Origin of the sequence: Cupriavidus basilensis OR16, from assembly GCF_000243095.1 — a bacterium.
GTDB classification, from domain to species: Bacteria; Pseudomonadota; Gammaproteobacteria; order Burkholderiales; family Burkholderiaceae; genus Cupriavidus; species Cupriavidus basilensis_D.
This window is the reverse complement of record NZ_AHJE01000017.1, coordinates 38,312-57,774: the sequence shown is the minus strand read 5'-3', so window position 1 is coordinate 57,774 and position 19,463 is coordinate 38,312. Positions and strand designations below refer to the sequence as shown.

Genomic DNA, 19,463 nt, shown 5'->3' with positions numbered 1-19,463 from the left:
TGGGCCGGCCGCTGCCGGCAGCTTAGATGTCCGCCGCCAGTTCCTTGAAGGCCTGCGCGGCGCGGCGCATCCATTCGCGCGCGCGCGGGGCGTCGGGTTGCAGGCGGGCAAAGCCGTGCGTCATGCCGCTTGCCTCCAGCGTGATCACCGGCGCGCCGTAGCGCACCAGGTAGTCGGCGTAGGCCAGGCCATCGTCGCGCAGCACGTCGTGCGCGGCCACCATCACCACGCTGGCCGGGGGCAGGTGCTGTGGCGCGGCGCCCATCAGGTGGATGCGCGTGTCTTCGATGGCGGCGCCGGCGGCAAGGCGCTCGGCACCGATGAATTCCGTCCAGAACCAGGCCATTTCGTCGCGCGTGAGGCCGGGGCCATCCGCGAAGGCGCGATAGCTTTCGCTAGCCAGCACCGGCGCGGCCACGGGATAGATCAGCAACTGGGCGTTGACCAGGCCTGGGCGTCCGTGCGCATTGGCCCAGCGCGCGGCCTGCGCGGCCAGGTGCCCGCCCGCGCTGTCGCCCGCCACGGCCAGGAAGCCCGCGTCCAGGCGCAAGCGCACGCGCTGCTCGGCGAACCACAGCACCGCCTGCAGCGCGTCGTCGCACGGCGCGGGGAACGGATGCTCCGGCGCCAGCCGGTAGTCCACGCTGGCCACCGCGCAGCCGGTGTCGGCCGCGAGCAGCGCTGCCACGCTGTGATGCGTGTCATGCGAGCCCACCACCCAGCCGCCACCGTGGAAATAGACGATCAGACGCGGCTCGGCCACGCCTTCCGGGCGGAACAACCGCGCCGCGAGGGTGCGGCCGGGCAACGCCAGCTCCATGTCGGTGGCCTTGATGCCTTCCGGGTCGGGCACGACCGAGGTCGCCGCGATCTCGGCGAAGCGCGCTCGCCGGTCCGCGGCACCGGCCGGCTCAGGCTGGCCGGCGTAGCGTTCGGAAAGCCGGCGGTAGTAGTCGAGAAGCTGGGGATCGATGGCCATGGCTGCGTTGGGCTGGATTGAGGGCTGGATTGGGACCTGAGGTGGCTAGTTTAGCGGGCTCAGGCAGCGCGGCGCATCAGCTCGATCTTGCTGCAGCGGTCCTGCACCGCCAGCAACCCGGCGGCAGTGGCCCGACCGAAAGCCTCGTCATTGACAATGCCGAGCTGCAGCCAGACGCCACGGGCCCTGATCGCGATGGCATCCTCGACCACCGGTGGCACATCGACGGCACGGCGGAAGATATCGACCCATTCGATGCGCTGCCCGATCCCGGCCAGCGCCGCGGCCGCATCTGCCAGGCTGGCGTAGCAGGTCTCGCCCAGGATGCGCTCGCCCGCATGGCGCGGATTGACGGGGACAATGCGATAGCCTTGGCGCTGCAAGTAGGCGGCTACCTCATGGCTGGGGCGGTCCGGGTGCCCGGACAGGCCGGCCACGGCTACCGTCTTCATCGCCAGCATGCCGCGAATGGCTGTCTGCATCTCGCTCACGTCGATTCCTTCTCAAAGGGTTCGGGGGAATTGTCGCGGCCGGTAGCGGCCGGGCGGGCACAACTGCCCAGCCGCGCGAACGGCACCGCCACCTGGTAAGAGCCCTGCGCAAACGGGCCGACCGCGTAGGGGGCATAGTGCAACACCACGCCACCGCGGTACAGGGTAAACGGGAGCCGTGATTCCTGCAGAGCTTGTGCGTCGAGCACGCCACGCGCGGGTTCAGCTGCGCCCTGCCGCTTCAGCGCAGCCTGTAGCTCATCGTTGAATGTTCGCAGGCAAGCGTCGCCGGGCCGCAGGAGATCGGCTAGCGCGACCCGGCGATAGACCGGCTGGGGAGCTGGCGCGGACGCCGTTGCGCCTTGCGGGGCTTGGCGCCGCCAGTTGCCACTCACATAGTCGAGGCTGCCATGCGCGCCACCGCTGTAGCGCCAGGTGGTACGCAGCAGGCTGACGTTGCCGGCATCCAGCCGCGTCAGCTCGATCGCGCTGCGGCATTCCTGCTCGCCCGCTCCGCAGCCGCCGGCGCGCAGTGACGCAATCAGGGCATCCAGGCGCGGGCGACCCGTTTCGGGATAGCGTTCGGTAAGCCGCGCCCCAGCCACATCCACGGTGCGCTCGCGATAGATTGCCTTGCGTGTTAGCGTTAATGCCTGGCGGCCGGTCCCGTCGGTATTCATCCATTCCCCGCTGACACTCAACCTATCGGCGGAGACCATGCCCTCGAAACGTGCGCCGTCGCGAGCCTGGGGATACGCAACCGGCTCCTGGCCGGTATCGCGCTCGCGCACGATCAACCGTCCGTCGGATGTCAATTGGCCATCGAGTTGACGCGGCGCGGCGGCAAGCATTGAATCGTAACGGGCGGTGCCGTCGATCGCTTCGGTCCCCGCGCGCGGAAATATCGTCAGCGATACCTGGACGTGGCCGTCCAGTTCCCCTTGCCACAGCACACCGGCGGGGGCCTGTGCCTCGGCCGCGCCAGCCTGGCCAAGCGCGATGAAAGACGTGGCCAGCAACACCGCCAGCCTATGCTGGACAAGGCGTTCTGCGATACGGCGCGGGGCCTGGGGAAAGGGGAAAACGGAGAAGGAGCGCGGCATGGCAATCGAGGGCCGGACCGCAAGGCGGATGGCGAATCAGCAAAAACTATCGGACCCGCGCCGCGTGGTGATGTTCCCGCCGCCTGACGGCGAGTGCGGTAGCATGTGGATTAACATGCCTATTTAGACATTTATTTGGTTACCGCGCTTTCAACTTCTTGCAAACCGATACATTTTGTTACTGCCATCCCCAAAAGTTTCCCCCACAATGCTTTAACACAATCAGTTTTTGTGAAAGGCGCTCCCTCCCCCAAACAGAAAGGGAGGGCGTCAGTGAAGAAAGCCTAAGGAAGCATTCCCACCCAGATTGACCGGATCGCAGGCGACGCCTGTGATCGGTGTACCAGGTTGAGATGATGTTGGCGCTTGCCGGTTCCGGCTGGTTGGATCGTCTGAATGCGATCAATACCGCCTGACCGAGTGCTGAACCACAAAGAGAGTGGTTAGCGCCTGTTGGTTGACCTGGACCTTACCCGTTCCTTCGAATTGACCCCTCGAAGGGATTTTCCCGTCCGCGCGGTGCCTCCCCGGCCCGCGCGCTTTTTTTTTGTCCTGAGCCGACAGAATAGTCGTTGGGATAAAAAAAAGGCAGCCTCGCAGCTGCCTTTTTTTCGCCACCGCCAAAAGACACCCGGTTGGGCGGCCTTGTTTTCTTACCGTTTCCGGCGCAGGCGCGCGATGGCAGCCAGTTGCGCAGTAGCCACAGCCAGCTCGCCCTGCGCACGTGCCAGGTCGAGATCGCTGCTCTGGTTCTGCATCAACTCCTCGGCGGCGCGCTTGGCTTCCTGCGCCTTGGCTTCGTCGAGGTCGCCGCCGCGGATGGCGGTGTCCGCCAGCACGGTGACATGCTTGGGCTGGACTTCGAGAATCCCGCCGGCCACGAACACGAACTCTTCGCTGCCGTCTGCTTTCTCGATGCGCACCGCGCCCGGCTGGATACGCGTAATCAGCGGCGTATGGCCCGGCAGGATACCCAGCTCGCCCGACTCGCCCGGCAGCGCCACGAACTTCGCCTGACCGGAGAAGATCGACGATTCGGCGCTGACGACGTCTACAAGAATGGTTGCCATGTGAATTCCTTTAGTCCCTGAAAGCTTCGGCTTCCCGTTGCCAGGAAGCAAGTATTCCGCTGCCAGGCCAAATGCGGCCGCCCGCCCCGGACATTGCTGTCCGTCGCTAGGCCGCCACTACGACGCTGGCAGCGAAAGACGCCGCTTACTGGAGCTTCTTGGCCTTCTCGAAGGCTTCGTCGATCGAACCGACCATGTAGAACGCTTGCTCCGGCAGGTGATCGCACTCGCCGTCCACCAGCATCTTGAAGCCGCGGATGGTTTCCTTCAGCGAGACGTACTTGCCCGGCGAACCCGTGAACACTTCCGCCACGTGGAAGGGCTGCGACAGGAAACGCTGGATCTTACGAGCGCGCGACACCGACTGCTTGTCTTCCGGCGACAGTTCGTCCATGCCCAGAATCGCGATAATGTCGCGCAGTTCCTTGTAGCGTTGCAGCGTTTGCTGCACGCGACGGGCCACGTCATAGTGCTCTTGACCCACGACTTGCGGGTCCAGCTGACGCGAGGTCGAGTCGAGCGGATCGACTGCCGGGTAGATACCCAGCGCGGCGATGTCACGCGACAGCACGACGGTCGAGTCCAAGTGCAGGAAGGTGGTAGCAGGCGACGGGTCGGTCAAGTCATCCGCAGGCACGTACACGGCCTGGATCGACGTGATCGAGCCAGTCTTGGTCGAGGTGATGCGCTCTTGCAGCTTGCCCATTTCCTCGGCCAGCGTCGGCTGGTAACCCACTGCGGAAGGCATACGGCCCAGCAGTGCGGACACTTCGGTACCGGCCAGCGTGTAGCGGTAGATGTTGTCGACGAAGAACAGGATGTCACGGCCTTCGTCGCGGAACTTCTCGGCCATGGTCAGGCCGGACAGTGCCACGCGCAGACGGTTGCCCGGCGGCTCGTTCATCTGGCCGAACACCATGGCCACCTTGTCGAGAACGTTCGAGTCCTTCATTTCGTGGTAGAAGTCGTTCCCTTCACGGGTACGCTCGCCCACGCCGGCGAACACCGACAAACCGCTGTGCTGCTTGGCGATGTTGTTGATGAGCTCCATCATGTTCACGGTCTTGCCGACGCCGGCGCCACCAAACAGACCCACCTTGCCGCCCTTTGCGAACGGGCACACCAGGTCGATCACCTTGATGCCGGTTTCGAGCAGGTCGACCGAAGGCGACAGTTCGTCGAACTTCGGGGCCTTCTGGTGGATCGAGCGCAGTTCGTCCGAAGCGATCGGGCCGGCTTCGTCAATGGGACGACCCAGCACGTCCATGATGCGGCCCAGCGTGCCGTGACCAACAGGCACCGAGATCGGAGCACCAGTGCCCTTCACTGCCATGCCGCGGCGCAGGCCATCCGACGAGCCGAGGGCAATGGTACGCACCACGCCGTCACCCAGCTGTTGCTGCACTTCGAAGGTCAGGCCCTTCTCGGCGAACGAGGCTTCGTTGCTGTCTTCCAGCACGAGCGCTTCGTAGACCTTAGGCAGCGCGTCGCGGGGGAACTCGATGTCCACCACGGCGCCAATACACTGCACAATATTTCCGATACTCATTTCGTATCTCCGATAGCTTGAATACTTGACGCCTTAGACGGCTGCGGCACCGCTGACGATTTCCGACAGTTCCTTGGTAATCGCTGCCTGACGGGTCTTGTTGTAGACCAGTTGCAGTTCGCCGATCACGTTCTTGGCATTGTCGGATGCCGCCTTCATGGCCACCATGCGCGCCGATTGCTCGGACGCCATGTTTTCGGCCACGGCCTGGTACACCAGCGCTTCGACGTAGCGGACCAACAGCTCTTCCACTACGGTCTGTGCGTCGGGCTCGTAGATGTAATCCCACGAGTAGGCGCGCTTTTCATCTTCGGTCTGGGCAAACTTGTCGGCGGGGAGCGGCAGCAGCTGCTCCACCATCGGCTCCTGTTTCATCGTATTGATGAACTTGGTGTAAGCCAGGTACACAGCATCGACTTCACCATTGGTGAAGGCGTCGAGCTGGACCTTGATGGCACCGATCAGTTTTTCCAGATGCGGGGTGTCACCGAGGTGCACCACGTGCGAGAGCACCTTGGCGCCGATGCGGCCCATGAACTGCAAGCCCTTGGAACCAATGGCGGTGCTCTGCACCTCCACGCCGCGGCTTTGCAGCTCACGCAGCTCATTGGTTACCGCACGCAGCACGTTCGTGTTCATGCCGCCGCACAGCCCCTTGTCCGTCGTTACCACGATCATGCCGGCGCGCTTGATCTCGCGTGCCACCATGAACGGGTGCTTGAACTCGGGGTTGGCCGCAGCCAGGTGCGCCGCGATATTGCGCACTTTCTCAGCGTAGGGACGGGCGTTGCGCATCCGTTCCTGCGCCTTGCGCATCTTGGACGCGGCGACCATCTCCATCGCCTTGGTGATCTTGCGCGTGTTTTGCACGCTCTTGATCTTGGTTCGAATTTCTTTCGTTCCGGCCATATCTTCCTCTCCATTCGTGCCGCACCGGCACCGTCATGGCAACGGTGCCAGCACAGTTTCGTGGAATTGCGCGGTTAGAACGCGGCGGACTTCTTGAAATCCTCGATCGCGGCACGCAGCGTGGCTTCATCTTCCTTCGACAGATCCTTGGAATCTTCGATACGGTTGATGAGGTCGGCGTACTTGGTCTTCAGATGGTCGTGCAGGCCCTTCTCGAACGGGAGAATGTCCTTCACTTCCACGTTGTCGAGGAAGCCGTTGTTGGCTGCGTACAGCGACGCGGCCAGCTGCCACACCTGCAGCGGCAGGTATTGAGCCTGCTTGAGCAGTTCCGTCACGCGGCGGCCGCGCTCCAGCTGCTTGCGGGTGGCATCGTCCAGGTCGGAAGCGAACTGCGCGAACGCAGCCAGTTCACGGTACTGGGCCAGGTCGGTACGGATACCGCCGGAGAGCTTCTTGACAACCTTGGTCTGGGCGGCACCACCAACGCGCGACACCGAGATACCGGCGTTGATTGCGGGGCGCACACCGGCGTTGAACAGGTCGGTTTCCAGGAAGATCTGGCCGTCGGTGATCGAGATCACGTTGGTCGGCACGAAAGCGGACACGTCGCCAGCTTGCGTTTCGATCACGGGCAGCGCGGTCAGCGAGCCGGTCTTGCCGGTCACTGCGCCCTTGGTGAACTTCTCGACGTAGTCGGCGTTCACGCGGGCTGCGCGCTCGAGCAGACGCGAGTGCAGGTAGAACACGTCGCCAGGGTAAGCTTCGCGGCCCGGCGGGCGGCGCAGCAGCAGCGACACCTGGCGGTAGGCCCAGGCTTGCTTGGTCAGGTCGTCATAGACGATCAGCGCGTCTTCGCCGCGGTCGCGGAAGTACTCGCCCATCGTGCAACCGGCGTAGGCAGCCAGGTACTGCATGGCGGCGGAGTCCGATGCCGTGGCAGCCACGACGATGGTGTACTCCATCGCGCCCAGTTCTTCGAGCTTGCGCACCACGTTGTTCACGGTCGAAGCCTTCTGACCGATTGCCACGTAGACGCAGAAAACGCCCTTGCCCTTCTGGTTGATGATGGCGTCGACAGCGACGGCCGTCTTGCCGGTCTGGCGGTCGCCAATGATCAGCTCGCGCTGGCCACGGCCGATCGGCACCATCGCGTCGATCGACTTCAGGCCGGTCTGCACCGGCTGGCTGACCGACTGACGTGCGATCACGCCAGGGGCAACCTTTTCGATCACGTCGGATTCTTTGGCGTTGATCGGGCCCTTGCCGTCGATCGGCTGACCCAGCGTGTTGACCACGCGGCCCAGCAGTTCCTTGCCAACCGGCACTTCGAGAATGCGGCCGGTGCACTTGACCGGGTCGCCTTCCGAAATGTGTTCGTAGTCGCCCAGCACCACGGCGCCGACAGAGTCGCGCTCGAGGTTCAGTGCGAGACCAAACGTGTTACCGGGGAATTCCAGCATCTCGCCCTGCATCACGCCGGACAGGCCGTGCACGCGGCAGATACCATCGGTCACGGAAATCACCGTGCCGGTGTTGCGCACTTCAGCGTCGGCGCCAAGACCCGAGATGCGGGACTTGATCAGCTCGCTGATTTCTGAGGGGTTCAGTTGCATCACAATGCTCCTAATTCTTCAATCCGTCGGCTGGTGCGCTTCTCGCGCATCATGCGGTCAGCGCCACTTGCATTGCTGCCAGGCGCGCACGCACGGAGGTGTCGAGCACTTCGTCGCCGACCTTGACGCGCACGCCGCCAATCAGCGACGGGTCCACCGCAACCGAGGGCTGCAGCTTGCGGCCGAACTTGCGTTCGAGCGCGGCGACGAGGTCGGTCAGGCTTGCGCCCTCAAGGGGGAAGGCACTCGTGATCTCGACATCAGCCGACCCTTCACGGTCGTTCTTGAGCGCATGGAACTGCTCGGCGATTTCCGGCAATACCGACAGGCGGTGGTTATCCACCAGCAGGCTGACGAAGCGCTTGGCTTCGTCGTTGACCGGAGACTTCAGGGCCGACAGGAACAGTGCGCTCAGCTTGTCGCCGTGCACGTTCGGATCGCCAGCCACCGCCTTCATGTCGGGATTGGCGGCAACTTGCCCCATTTCCGACACCAGCTCGGACCATGCATCCAGATTGCCGCTCGATTCGGTCGCGACGCGGAACAGCGCCTCGGCGTAGGGACGGGCAATGGTTGCGGTTTCAGCCATGATTAGAGCTCAGCCTTGAGTTGATTGAGCAGATCCATGTGGACCTGCGCGTTCACTTCGCGCTTGAGGATCTGCTCGGCACCCTTGACGGCCAGCACGGCAACCTGGTCGCGCAATTGCTCGCGCGCGCGGGTGACTTGCTGTTCGGCTTCGGCCTTGGCCTGGGCAATGATGCGTGCGGCTTCTGCCTGGGCGTTTTGCTTGATCTCGTCAGCCGTCAGCTGAGCGCGCTTCTCGGCGTCAGCGACGCGTTGAGCACCTTCGGTGCGGGCTTCGGCCAGGGCCTGGTCCACACGCTTGTTGGCGAGTTCGAGCTCAGCCTTGCCTTTTTCGGCGGCGGCGAGGCCATCGGCGATCTTCTTTGCGCGTTCGTCGAGCGCCTTCACCAGCGGCGGCCAAATAAATTTGGCAACTACCCACCACAGGATGAAGAACACGACCATCTGCGCAAAAAACGTTGCGTTCAGATTCATGGTGTGTTCCTTTCGGTAATCAAACTACAGATAAATGCGCAAGGGCGGCCAGGCTAAGTGGCCCGCGCCGCCCGTCAGCATCATGCAGACCGAAAAGAATTACTTGATGACAGCCAGCAGCGGGTTGGCGAATGCGAACAGCATTGCAACGCCCACGCCGATCAGGAATGCTGCATCGATCAGGCCAGCCAGCAGGAACATCTTGGTTTGCAGCGGGTTCATCAGTTCAGGCTGACGTGCGCACGCTTCGATGTACTTGCCACCCATCAGGGCGATGCCCAGGCAGGCGCCGATTGCGCCCAGACCGATGATGATGCCGATACCGATGGCGGTCAGACCCTGGATGTTGGCGAGATATGCTTGCATGACTACTCCTTTAATTGAGAAGAGACTTAGAACCAAAAAACCGAAAAACCGAAAATCTTAAATCAGTGGTGATCGTGTGCCTGGCCGATGTACACCAGCGTCAGCATCATGAAAATGAAAGCCTGGAGCAGAACGATCAGGATGTGGAAGATCGCCCATACCGTACCGGCCAGCACATGACCGACGAAGCCCAGCGCGGAAAGGTCCGCACCGAACGTCCAGATGGAACCCAGCAGCGCGATCAGCAGGAACACCAGTTCGCCGGCGTACATGTTGCCGAACAACCGCATGCCCAGCGAAACCGCCTTGGCCAGGAATTCAATCAGGTTCAGGATCAGGTTGAACGGGGCCAGGTACCACTTGGCGCCGAACGGGGCCGACAGCAGTTCATGGGTGAAGCCGCCCACGCCCTTGATCTTGAAGCTGTAATAGATCATCAGCACCAGCACTGCGCACGACATGCCCAGCGTACCGTTCAGGTCAGCGGTAGCAACCGCGCGGTGGTGCGGCAGATGGATGTGGAAGATGCCCAGCAGGCCGTTCAGGCCGGTAACCCAGTCGACCGGGATCAAGTCGACGGCATTCATCACCGTGATCCAGCAGAACACCATCAGTGCCAGCGGGGCGATGAAGGAACGGTCGCCATGGATGATGCCCTTGGCCTGGTCGTCGACCATCTCGACGATCATTTCCACGAAGGCCTGGAAGCGGCCCGGCACGCCAGCGGTCGCGCGGCGCGCGGCGGCGTACAGGAAGATCACGGCGATGGCACCGCACAGCACCGACCAGAACACGGTGTCATAGTTGAGGACGCTGAAGTCAACGACGGCGGCTTGCTTGCCACCAACCGTGTTGAGGTTCTGCAAGTGTTCGGCGATATAGCCGGAGGGGGTGAGGGCCTGTTCGGCGCCTTGGGCAGCTGACATGTCGAAACGAACCGTAATATTGCGAAACCAGTTGCCGGCATTTTGCCGGTACGCTTCTTGCACCGCCTTCAGCACACTCTGCTGGTCACCGCGGGCAAGCTCGTTTGAACCTTATCCACGCCGCGCTTCACTGTTGTGACGCGCCACGCAAAAACATCTTGATATTCTGTTTTCGTGCCCCACTTCGACGAGAAGCACACTTATCCGACCTACCGCGCCTGGCCGGCCTGCCCTGGGGCACACCCTCAGCGAATCGCCAACGCGACCCAGTAGGTCTTGAGGGCAAGCAGGAACGTGACCAGCATCGGTACCCAGCGCAACTCGCTGTACAACACCACTACCAGGACGAACAGTCCGGCGGTGGCAAACACCTTGATCGCCTCGCCGACCACCAGTCCGCTGATCGAGGGACGCTCGCGCGCCATCCAGAGCCGCAGCGCGAAGAAACCGCTGGGCACGAAACACACCGTGCCGCCGAACAGTGCCGACCAACCCGCCGCGCCGGCGTTGCCGCCAGCAAACAGTCGCCAGGCAATGGCCGACAACAAAGTAACCGCAACCTGCGCCAGCACGACCCTGCCGGGCGTCATGCGCGAAGGGCGCAGCGCGTGCTCGCCGAACAGCGTTTCCGCCTCGACGCGCGACAGCGGATCGACCGCCTCTTCTTCGCGCTCTGCCTCGTCTTCCCAGGCATCACGCGTCTGCCAGTCTTTCTTCCGACCAGCATCCTGACGATCTGAAACCACCTGCTATTGCCTCTGCTTATTGCCGTGCGCTCGCCGTTTGCTCACGCGCCGTTCGCTCACGGACCGAGCAGCCTGCCATTTGCCGGCCATTTAATCCGCCCCGGAACTATTCTGGACCGGCCGGAATTCAAACCGCACGATTTTACGAGGAATGCACCATGCGAGTCAATCTGCTTACAGACGCCTTGCAACAGTCCGCATTCCGCTTGCATTCGCCACGAGCCCATAGTGCGCGCGCGGCCGACGCATACCAATAACGCGCCAGGTAATTGATCCGCCTTGGCTGGCGGCGCACCATGGTCGTTTATCGGCCGAGCGCAAACCTGGCGCAGTCGCACGCAGACCGCGCCAAAACCGGCCCGCACCAAAATGCACCGATCTGCAGCGGACCGGCAGCGACCGTTAATCGCGCACTATTTTTGGGAAATTCCGCGCTCAGGCGGGAGACGGGCTTTCGCCGGGCTCGCGCAGGCGTGTCAGCACACCGTCGAGCGCATCATTGCTGGTGAAGTGAATGGTAAGTTGGCCTTTGCCCCGCACGCTCAGCTTGATCTGCACCGACAGGCCAAGCACGTCGGATAGCTCTTCCTCGAGTCGCGCCACATCGCGCGCCGGCGTGCCGTTGTTCGGCTTCTGCAGCCTGAGGTCAAAGGGCTTGAGGGTGGAGGCTACCAGCTTTTCGGTCTCGCGCACCGATAAACGTTTATTAACTATCTGATTGGCGAGTGTGATCTGATTGGCGCCGTCGACGGAGAGCAACGCGCGGGCGTGGCCCATGTCGAGATCGCCAGCCATCAGCATGGTCTGGACGGGTTGGGCCAGGTTCAAGAGACGCAGCAGGTTGGACACCGCGCTGCGCGAGCGCCCTACCGATTCCGCCGCCTGCTCATGCGTGAAATTGAACTCGCGCACCAGGCGCATGATGCCCTGCGCTTCTTCCAGCGGGTTGAGGTCTTCGCGCTGGATATTCTCGATGAGCGCCATCGCGGCTGCAGCTTCGTCGGCCACGTCCTTGACCAGCACAGGCACTTCGTCGAGTCCGGCGATCTTGGATGCGCGGAAGCGTCGCTCACCGGCAATGATCTCGTAGCGGTCCGGCTCGGCAACGCGGCGCACCAGGATCGGCTGCATCAGGCCCTGGGCGCGAATACTCGCGGCCAACTCCTGCAGCGCGCCTTCGTCCATGCGCGTGCGCGGCTGGTACTTGCCGGGCTGGAGCTGGTCCAGACGGAGCACGGAGGGGGCGCCCTCCTGCTTCACGGCGTCGACGATTTCGGCCGGACCACCCAGCAGGGCCTCCAGTCCGCGGCCCAGGCCCTTCTTCTTCGCGGTGCTCATCTCGGTATCCTGTATTCGGTGATTCTCAACCCGGTGACTCTCAACCCGGTGCTCAGTCGAGTTGCTTGACGCGCGCGATCATCTCGGCGCCGAAATCGAGGTAGGCCTTGGCCCCCTTGGACGACGGATCGAACGCCACGCCCGGCACACCATAGGACGGTGCCTCGGCCAGCCGTACATTGCGCGGGATGACGGTCTTGAAGACCTTGTCGCCAAAATGCGACTCGAGCTGGGCCGACACCTGTTGCTGCAATGTAACACGTGGATCAAACATCACACGGAGCAGGCCGATCACCTTCAGGTCACGATTGAGGTTGGCGTGAACCTGCTTGATGGTGTTGACGAGATCGGAGAGCCCTTCCAGCGCGAAGTACTCGCACTGCATCGGCACGATCACGCCGTGGGCCGCGCACAGCCCGTTGAGGGTCAGCAGGGCATTGACCTCGGCGATGGCGTTCTTGAGACGTTTCTCGCGCTGGTCCAGTTCGACCAGTTCCACTTCAGCACCGGCCAGCACCAGGTGACGTTCTGCGTCCAGTTCCGGCACGGTCAGGCGCGGTATCGCCTCGACCTGCCACTCGGCCATCAACCCGGCCGCTTCCATGCGATCGAGTTCGGGCTGAGGATAAACGCCCTTCATGGCAATCAGCTTGCCGCCCGGCGCCAGCAGGTGGCCGGCTAGCGATACGAAATCGGTCAGCTCGGCAAACGCGCGCGACGTGATGACGGCATACCCGTTGCCGTCTTCCAGCTTTTCGACCGGGCCCCAATGGGCAGCGGCGTTGGACAGGCCAAGCTGTGCCCGGCACTGCGTCAGGAAAGCGGTTTTCTTTTGCACGATGTCAACCATCAGCACCGACAGGTCGGGACACGTGATGGCCAGCGGCAGGCCAGGCATGCCACCACCCGAGCCCACGTCCAGCACCCGGCCACGGCCGCCCTCTTCCACCGCCGCGGCGCGAGCCGCTTCCGCCAGCGCCGGCACGGCGGCCAGCGAGTCGAGCATGTGGTGGGTCAACATCTCGTCGGGATGACGGATGGCGGTCAGGTTATAGATGGCGTTCCATTTGCGCAGCAGTGCCAGGTAGGCAAACAACTGATCGATCTGGCTTGCGGAGGCCGCCAGGCCGATGGCGGACAAGCCGGCCTCCAGGCGACGGCGCTGGTCGGCGTCATCCACGGCCGCGTAGCGTTGGCTCCTCACTCAGGCGGCCTCTTGGCTGGAGTCGGATTTGGTACGCCCCATGCCCTTCTTTTTCAGATGGACCAACAGCAGCGAAATCGCGGCCGGCGTCACGCCGGAAATGCGCGATGCCTGGCCGAGCGTCTCGGGCCGATGCTGATTCAGCTTCTGGCCTACCTCGATGCCAAGGCCGCGTACTTCGGTGTAATCGAAGCCTTCCGGCAGGCGGGTGGATTCATTGGCTTCCAGCTTGTCCACTTCGGCAGCCTGGCGGGTGATGTAGCCGTGGTACTTGATGCCGATCTCGATCTGTTCGCGAATCTGCCCGACCAGCAGCGGGTCGGCATCGAGTGCCAGGGCGGGAGCGAACTTGCCACCTTGCAATGCCATCAGCGCTTCGTAGGTAACAGCGGGACGGCGCAACAGATCGGCCAGGTTGTACTCGCGCTCGATCGCTTTGCCCAGCAGCGGTACAGCATCGGCTTCCGGCAAGATGCTCGGATTGACCCAAGTGCCCTTCAAGCGCTCTGTTTCACGTGAAACAGCATCGCGCTTCCGATTAAAGGCATCCCAGCGCACATCATCGACCACACCCAGCTCCCGCCCGGCTTCCGTCAGTCGCATATCGGCATTATCTTCGCGTAGGCTCAAACGGAACTCGGCGCGGCTGGTGAACATTCGGTACGGTTCCGAGACCCCGCGGGTGATCAGGTCGTCGACCAGAACCCCAAGATAGGCCTGGTCCCGCCGGGGAGTCCAGGCGTCCCGTTCCCGTACGAAGCAACCGGCATTGATGCCTGCCAGCAGGCCCTGGGCCGCGGCCTCTTCGTAGCCGGTGGTGCCGTTGATCTGGCCGGCGAAGAACAGACCGCCGATTGCCTTGGACTCCAGCGAAGCCTTGAGGGCGCGCGGGTCGAAGTAGTCGTACTCAATGGCGTAGCCGGGACGCAGGATGTGCGCGTTCTCCATGCCGCGGATCGAGTGCACCAGGGCAAGCTGCACATCGAACGGCAGGCTCGTGGAGATACCGTTGGGGTAGAACTCGTTGGTTGTCAGCCCTTCCGGTTCCAGGAAGATCTGGTGGCTGTCCTTGCTGGCAAAGCGGTGGATCTTGTCCTCGATGCTAGGACAGTACCGTGGCCCTACCCCTTCGATCACCCCGGTGTACATCGGCGAGCGATCCAGGCCGCCACGGATGATGTCGTGGGTCTGGCTATTGGTATGCGTGATCCAGCACGGCAGTTGTTGCGGGTGCTGCTCCGCACGACCCATGAAGGAGAACACCGGTACCGGATCCAGATCACCGGGCTGCTCGACCATCACGGAGAAGTCGATGGTGCGTCCATCGATGCGCGGCGGCGTACCCGTCTTCAGCCGGCCCTGCGGCAGCTTGAGCTCCTTCAGGCGCGCCGATAGCGACACCGAGGCAGGGTCACCTGCGCGGCCGCCGGTGTAGTTATCCAGCCCCACGTGGATCTTCCCGTCGAGGAAGGTTCCTGCGGTCAGCACCACAGCGCGCGCGCGGAAGGTAATGCCAACCTGCGTGACGGCGCCGACCACGCGGTCGCCCTCCACCACCAGGTCATCCACGGCCTGCTGGAACAGCATCAGGTTGGGCTGGTTCTCCAGCCGGGTGCGAATCGCTTTGCGATACAGCACGCGATCCGCCTGGGCGCGGGTTGCACGAACGGCCGGGCCTTTGCTGGAATTCAGGATGCGGAACTGGATGCCCGACTCATCCGTGGCTGCCGCCATGGCGCCGCCCATTGCATCCACCTCCTTGACGAGATGGCCCTTGCCAATGCCGCCGATGGACGGATTGCAGCTCATCTGACCAAGGGTCTCGATGTTGTGGCTCAGCAGCAGGGTCTGGCAACCCATACGCGCCGCAGCGAGTGCAGCTTCGGTGCCGGCGTGGCCACGCTAGCGGGAATAAATCGGGATGCCGAATTATAACGGCAATCTCCAGAGCTTCCCTGCGCCGCAGCATGTTTCACGTGAAACATGCTGCATGAATAACCTGGGTGTGTTCCACGTGAAACAAAAAAAACCGGGCACGCTGGCCCGGCTTTCTTCTGTGCTCCGCAGAGGCTGCGGTACTTACGGCTTGCGCTGCTCACGCAGATAAGCGCCGATACGCTCGACGAGCCGACCAAGATTGGCCCGGAGCTCGTCAAAGCCGGCGTTACGTTCACGCGTTACTTCGTCCATATACAGGGGCCGGCGAATCTCGATCTGCAAGCTGTTGCGCCGTTCAGCCGGCCGGCCAATCTGCGCGATCAGTTGCACGCCCTTATACGGATCATTGCGCGCCACCGAATAGCCCAACGCCCGCAGCTCCGACGCCACCAGGCCGACAAAGCCCGGCTCGCAGGTGGTGCCATCGCGGTCGCCCAATACAAAGTCCGCCAGTGGATGCGGACTCTGAATCTTGAGCCGCTCGTAGGCGTTGTTCGGCATCGAATGCAGGTTCAGATGCCAGACCGAACCGAAGCGCAGATAGGTGTCCTCCACTGCTCCCGAGAGCGTCTGATGGTAGGGTCGGTAATAGCGATCGATCCGGTTGCGTACCTCTTGCAGCGAGAGCTTGCGGTCGTAGATCGGGGTGGCCGCATCCATACGGCGCCAGATCAGCCCATAGCCAAGCCGGGTCTTCTCGCCTGGCGCCAGCGGCTCCGGCCACGTGCCGTCCAGCAGCTCAGGGTCCAGATCGTCGAGGGTGCGGTTGGGGTCGATATAGACCCGCGGGAAATTTGCAGCGATCAGCGTGCCGCCCACACGCGGCACGGATTCCCACAACGCATCGATATGCGTGTCCTCGCCGGCACGCAGCCGCTGGATGGGGATGGCTGCCCGGAAATCCTGCGGGTAGTGCGTGCCGCTATGCGGCGAATCGCAAACCAGCGGCAGCGACTGCGCCTGCGGCTCGAAGCGGACAAAGGGCTCGAAGTTGTCACTCATTGCCGTCAGTCCAGCTTGATGTTGGCGGCCTTGGCCACGCGGGCATAGCGCGCCATCGCCTGCTGGATCTGCACCTTGAAGCCGTCCGGCGTGGTCGGCACCAGCGTGCCGCCCGACTCCTCCACCTTGCGCTTGAACTCGGGGTTCAGCATCGCCTTGTGGATGGCACCGTTGAGCTTGGCGACGATGGCCGGCGGCGTGCCGGCCGGTGCGACGATGCCGAACCAACCGCCATCGCCCATCTCCTTGTAACCCAGTTCGGCGTACGTCGGCACGTTGGGCAGCAGCGGCGAGCGGGTGGCGCCGAGCACAGCCAATGCCCGCAGCCGGCCCGATTTCACGTGGGGCAGCGTGGACGACAGGTTGTCGGTGATGGCATTGACCTGCCCCGCCACCGCATCGTTGAGCGCCAGGCCAGCGCCCTTGTACGGCACATGCAGCATGTCGATCTTGGCCAGCATCATGAAGTTCTCGATGTTCACATGGCCGAGCGAGCCAGCGCCGGGAGAGGCAAAACTGTACTTGCCGGGGTTGGCACGGACCAGGGCGACGAACTCCTGCATGGTCTTTGCCGGCACGCTGGGGTGCACCGCGAACACGCTAGGGATGGCGACCACATTGGTGATCGGCGCGAAATCCTTGATCGGGTCGTAGTTCAGCTTGGGGTACACAGCCGGGTTGGAGCCGTGCGTGCTGACCGTCGCCATGCCGATGGTATAGCCGTCCGGTGCCGCGCGGGCGACCTGCTCCATGCCCAGCGAGCCACCGGCGCCCCCCTTGTTCTCCACCACGATCGACTGGCCCAGCTCACGCCCGCCGAACTCCGCGACCAGGCGTGCCGACAGGTCGGTAGAGCCGCCCGCAGCGAACGGCACGATCAGCCGAATCGGCTTGTTCGGATAGTTGGCCTGCGCTTGCGCACCGCCGGCGGCACTGAGGCTGGCGCATGCCGCCAGGCAAGACAGGACAAAATGCCGGCGCGGCAGTTGGACTCGGATCATGCGGACTTCTCCTTGGATTTATACGGGTTGGCTCGCCAAGTGTCGGGAGTTTACCGAGTGCGCACAAACGACTATATTGCACGGTTACATTACCAAAGCTCATTCTCGGCCCAGCCCTCCCCCACCTCATGCGGCTACGCTCGCCCTCCATGTCCGAACTGCATGCCTTTGCCGCCGCCGCGCGGCTGGGCAGTTTCACGCGTGCGGCCGAGCATCTTTGCGTCACGCAGGGCGCAATCAGCCGTGCCATCGCGCGGCTGGAATCGCATTTCGGGCTGTCTCTGCTCCAGCGCAATGCGCATCGCCTGACCCTGACGGACGCTGGGCGCCAGCTGCTCGACTCGGTAGCCGGCCCGCTGGCGGCCATCGAGAACGCCAGCGCCGCCCTCCTCACCCGCGACCGCCAGCATCACCTGACCCTGTCGGCCGTGCCCACGCTGGCCAGCGTATGGCTGGTGCCCAGGCTGCCGGATTTCCATCGCCGCTATCCCGAGGTCCGCCTGGACTTCGTGCCTTACCGGCGCGACGAGGACTTCTCCGGCCCGGCGCCGGATGCCGCCATCCTGGCTGGCACCACGGACCGCTGGCCCGGCCTGCAATGCGACTACGTGATCGGCAGAGAGATGGTACCCATCTGCCACCCGGACCGCGCCCGCGCGCGCCATGAGGCAGGACGGTGGTCGGAACCCGCCGAACTGCTCGAAGAGACCCTGCTCTACCACACCACCGCGCCGGCAAACTGGCAGCACTGGCTGTGGGCCGCTGGCGTACCCAGTGCTGCGCCAACGCTCTCAAAGGGCTTCGACCAAGTCTCGATCCTGGTGCAGGCGGTCAAGGCCGATATGGGCGTGGCAGTGCTGCAGCGCTGCCTGGTACGGGATGAAATCGCCGCGGGGCGCGTCGTGGCGCCGTTCGATCTGCCGATCCGGCTGACACGGGGCTACTTCCTGTGCGCCCCGCGTGAGCGGCGGGACCATCCGGCATTTGCACAGTTTCGGGCGTGGTTGCTGGCGACGGTTGCGGAGGATCCCGACGTGGCGGAGGCTGGCCGGGATAATTTACAGGATGAATACTAATAGATATTCGTGATCGACAATAAGCGGTCACGAGAATATTTCTACCGGGCCTCAGCAGATAAATCTACCAAATGGATATAAAACTCGCATTCTCGCAAGCATAAATTCATTAGGCGAATTTCCAAGTCCGCTTCCCTCTCAAACCGCGGCCAAGGCACTTGCGGCGGCCAATGCGCCTGCCATGCTGCTTTGATCTGACTGACCTGACTACGGGACCCAGCATACCCGGCGTGATCCGGTGAGCCCGCCCACATCGACCAGACAAATAAAAATGGCCCGTAAATGCGAGCCATCATTCATCACACGAACAAAACTTAACGGACGCGCGACAATCGCAAGGTCATGCCGCCTTCTTCGCCAGCCCCAGATACGTCTCGATCACCTTCGGGTTAGCCGCCAGTTCGGCAGCCGGCCCCTCCATCGCCATATCCCCCGTCTCGATCACGTAACCGTAGTCAGCCACCTGCAGCGCCGCCCGCGCGTTCTGCTCGATCAGCAGCGTCGCCACCCCCGTCTTGCGCAGGTCATTGATGATGTGGAAGATCTCCTTCACGATCAGCGGTGCCAGCCCCAGGCTCGGCTCGTCCAGCATCAGCAGCTGCGGCTTGGCCATCAGCGCGCGGCCGACCGCCAGCATCTGGCGTTCGCCGCCGGACAGCGTGCCGGCATCTTGCTTCGCGCGCTCCTTCAAGCGCGGGAAGAGGCTGTAGACGACTTCCATCTGGTCGAGGAAGTGCTTCTCGCCCGCGCGCTTGCGCCGATAGGCGCCGAGCACCAGGTTGTCCGCCACGCTCATCGAGCTGAACAGTTCGCGCTTCTCCGGCACCAGGCACATGCCACGCGCCACGCGCCCTTCCACCGGCAGGCCGGCGAGGTCGTGGCCGAGGTAGGTCACCGCGCCGCTGGACGAACCGCTCACCGGCAACGCGCCCATGATGGCGTTGAGCATGGTGGACTTGCCCGCGCCATTGGGGCCGATCACCGTGACGATCTTTCCCGCCTCGACTTTCAGGTTGGCGCCGTGCACGGCTTCGACCTTGCCGTAGCGCACGTGGAGGTCCTTTACTTCCAGGATCAGGCTCATTGT

The 19,463-nt window shown here is 63.2% G+C and carries 18 protein-coding genes and 2 pseudogenes; 1 reads left to right on the top strand and 19 read right to left on the bottom strand.

What is annotated here, in order from left to right:
• Window positions 1–22: 22 nt before the first annotated feature.
• From OR16_RS06980 to OR16_RS06900, 18 genes and pseudogenes are all read right to left on the bottom strand, one after another.
• A complete protein-coding gene (locus tag OR16_RS06980; RefSeq protein WP_006157255.1) occupies window positions 23–979 on the bottom strand; it encodes an alpha/beta hydrolase in 957 nt (318 codons plus the stop codon).
• Between the two features lie 59 nt (window positions 980–1,038).
• The gene (locus OR16_RS06975; protein WP_043418836.1) at window positions 1,039–1,461 is read right to left on the bottom strand and encodes a CoA-binding protein; all 423 of its coding nucleotides are present in this window, start codon (window positions 1,459–1,461) and stop codon (window positions 1,039–1,041) included.
• 5 nt (window positions 1,462–1,466) lie between these two features.
• Window positions 1,467–2,492 (bottom strand): RsiV family protein, encoded by a 1,026-nt coding sequence (locus OR16_RS06970; RefSeq protein WP_423739637.1) that lies wholly within the window; start codon window positions 2,490–2,492, stop codon window positions 1,467–1,469.
• A 734-nt stretch (window positions 2,493–3,226) separates the two neighbouring features.
• Complete coding sequence (locus tag OR16_RS06965) at window positions 3,227–3,643, bottom strand: F0F1 ATP synthase subunit epsilon (RefSeq protein ID WP_006157252.1); 417 nt, start codon at window positions 3,641–3,643, stop codon at window positions 3,227–3,229.
• Window positions 3,644–3,788: 145 nt separating this feature from the next.
• Entirely contained in the window at window positions 3,789–5,192 is a 1,404-nt protein-coding gene (gene atpD, locus OR16_RS06960) for a F0F1 ATP synthase subunit beta (RefSeq protein ID WP_006157251.1), read from the bottom strand.
• Window positions 5,193–5,225: 33 nt separating this feature from the next.
• Window positions 5,226–6,101, bottom strand: a complete 876-nt coding sequence (atpG, locus tag OR16_RS06955; RefSeq protein ID WP_006157250.1) for a F0F1 ATP synthase subunit gamma — start codon at window positions 6,099–6,101, stop codon at window positions 5,226–5,228.
• A gap of 74 nt (window positions 6,102–6,175) precedes the next feature.
• Window positions 6,176–7,717 carry a F0F1 ATP synthase subunit alpha gene (atpA, locus tag OR16_RS06950; protein ID WP_006157249.1) on the bottom strand — a complete coding sequence of 514 codons (1,542 nt, stop codon included), beginning with the start codon at window positions 7,715–7,717 and terminating at the stop codon, window positions 6,176–6,178.
• A 49-nt stretch (window positions 7,718–7,766) separates the two neighbouring features.
• The gene (locus OR16_RS06945) at window positions 7,767–8,306 is read right to left on the bottom strand and encodes a F0F1 ATP synthase subunit delta (protein ID WP_006157248.1); all 540 of its coding nucleotides are present in this window, start codon (window positions 8,304–8,306) and stop codon (window positions 7,767–7,769) included.
• 2 nt (window positions 8,307–8,308) lie between these two features.
• A complete protein-coding gene (locus OR16_RS06940) occupies window positions 8,309–8,779 on the bottom strand; it encodes a F0F1 ATP synthase subunit B (protein WP_006157247.1) in 471 nt (156 codons plus the stop codon).
• Window positions 8,780–8,878: 99 nt separating this feature from the next.
• Window positions 8,879–9,145 carry a F0F1 ATP synthase subunit C gene (atpE, locus tag OR16_RS06935; RefSeq protein ID WP_006157246.1) on the bottom strand — a complete coding sequence of 89 codons (267 nt, stop codon included), beginning with the start codon at window positions 9,143–9,145 and terminating at the stop codon, window positions 8,879–8,881.
• A gap of 62 nt (window positions 9,146–9,207) precedes the next feature.
• Complete coding sequence (atpB, locus tag OR16_RS06930) at window positions 9,208–10,071, bottom strand: F0F1 ATP synthase subunit A (RefSeq protein WP_006157245.1); 864 nt, start codon at window positions 10,069–10,071, stop codon at window positions 9,208–9,210.
• 245 nt (window positions 10,072–10,316) lie between these two features.
• The gene (locus OR16_RS06925) at window positions 10,317–10,817 is read right to left on the bottom strand and encodes an ATP synthase subunit I (protein ID WP_006157244.1); all 501 of its coding nucleotides are present in this window, start codon (window positions 10,815–10,817) and stop codon (window positions 10,317–10,319) included.
• Between the two features lie 435 nt (window positions 10,818–11,252).
• Window positions 11,253–12,155 carry a ParB/RepB/Spo0J family partition protein gene (locus tag OR16_RS06920; protein ID WP_006157243.1) on the bottom strand — a complete coding sequence of 301 codons (903 nt, stop codon included), beginning with the start codon at window positions 12,153–12,155 and terminating at the stop codon, window positions 11,253–11,255.
• Window positions 12,156–12,207: 52 nt separating this feature from the next.
• Window positions 12,208–12,669, bottom strand: a pseudogene (locus OR16_RS48125) (ParA family protein); the annotation flags it as partial.
• A pseudogene (rsmG, locus tag OR16_RS48120) lies at window positions 12,667–13,359 on the bottom strand (16S rRNA (guanine(527)-N(7))-methyltransferase RsmG); the annotation flags it as partial. The pseudogenes rsmG and OR16_RS48125, both read right to left, overlap by 3 nt.
• Window positions 13,360–15,219 (bottom strand): tRNA uridine-5-carboxymethylaminomethyl(34) synthesis enzyme MnmG, encoded by a 1,860-nt coding sequence (gene mnmG / locus OR16_RS06910; RefSeq protein WP_006157241.1) that lies wholly within the window; start codon window positions 15,217–15,219, stop codon window positions 13,360–13,362.
• 219 nt (window positions 15,220–15,438) lie between these two features.
• A complete protein-coding gene (locus OR16_RS06905) occupies window positions 15,439–16,299 on the bottom strand; it encodes an N-formylglutamate amidohydrolase (RefSeq protein ID WP_006157240.1) in 861 nt (286 codons plus the stop codon).
• 5 nt (window positions 16,300–16,304) lie between these two features.
• Window positions 16,305–17,300, bottom strand: coding sequence for a tripartite tricarboxylate transporter substrate binding protein BugE (locus OR16_RS06900; RefSeq protein ID WP_006157239.1), 996 nt, complete (start codon window positions 17,298–17,300; stop codon window positions 16,305–16,307).
• Between the two features lie 128 nt (window positions 17,301–17,428).
• On the opposite strand from OR16_RS06900, the gene OR16_RS06895 reads away from it, so the two are divergent.
• A complete protein-coding gene (locus OR16_RS06895) occupies window positions 17,429–18,376 on the top strand; it encodes a LysR substrate-binding domain-containing protein (RefSeq protein ID WP_043418801.1) in 948 nt (315 codons plus the stop codon).
• Window positions 18,377–18,716: 340 nt separating this feature from the next.
• On the opposite strand, the gene OR16_RS06890 is transcribed toward OR16_RS06895, so the two are convergent.
• Window positions 18,717–19,460, bottom strand: coding sequence for an ABC transporter ATP-binding protein (locus OR16_RS06890; protein WP_006157237.1), 744 nt, complete (start codon window positions 19,458–19,460; stop codon window positions 18,717–18,719).
• Between the last annotated feature and the right edge of the window lie 3 nt (window positions 19,461–19,463).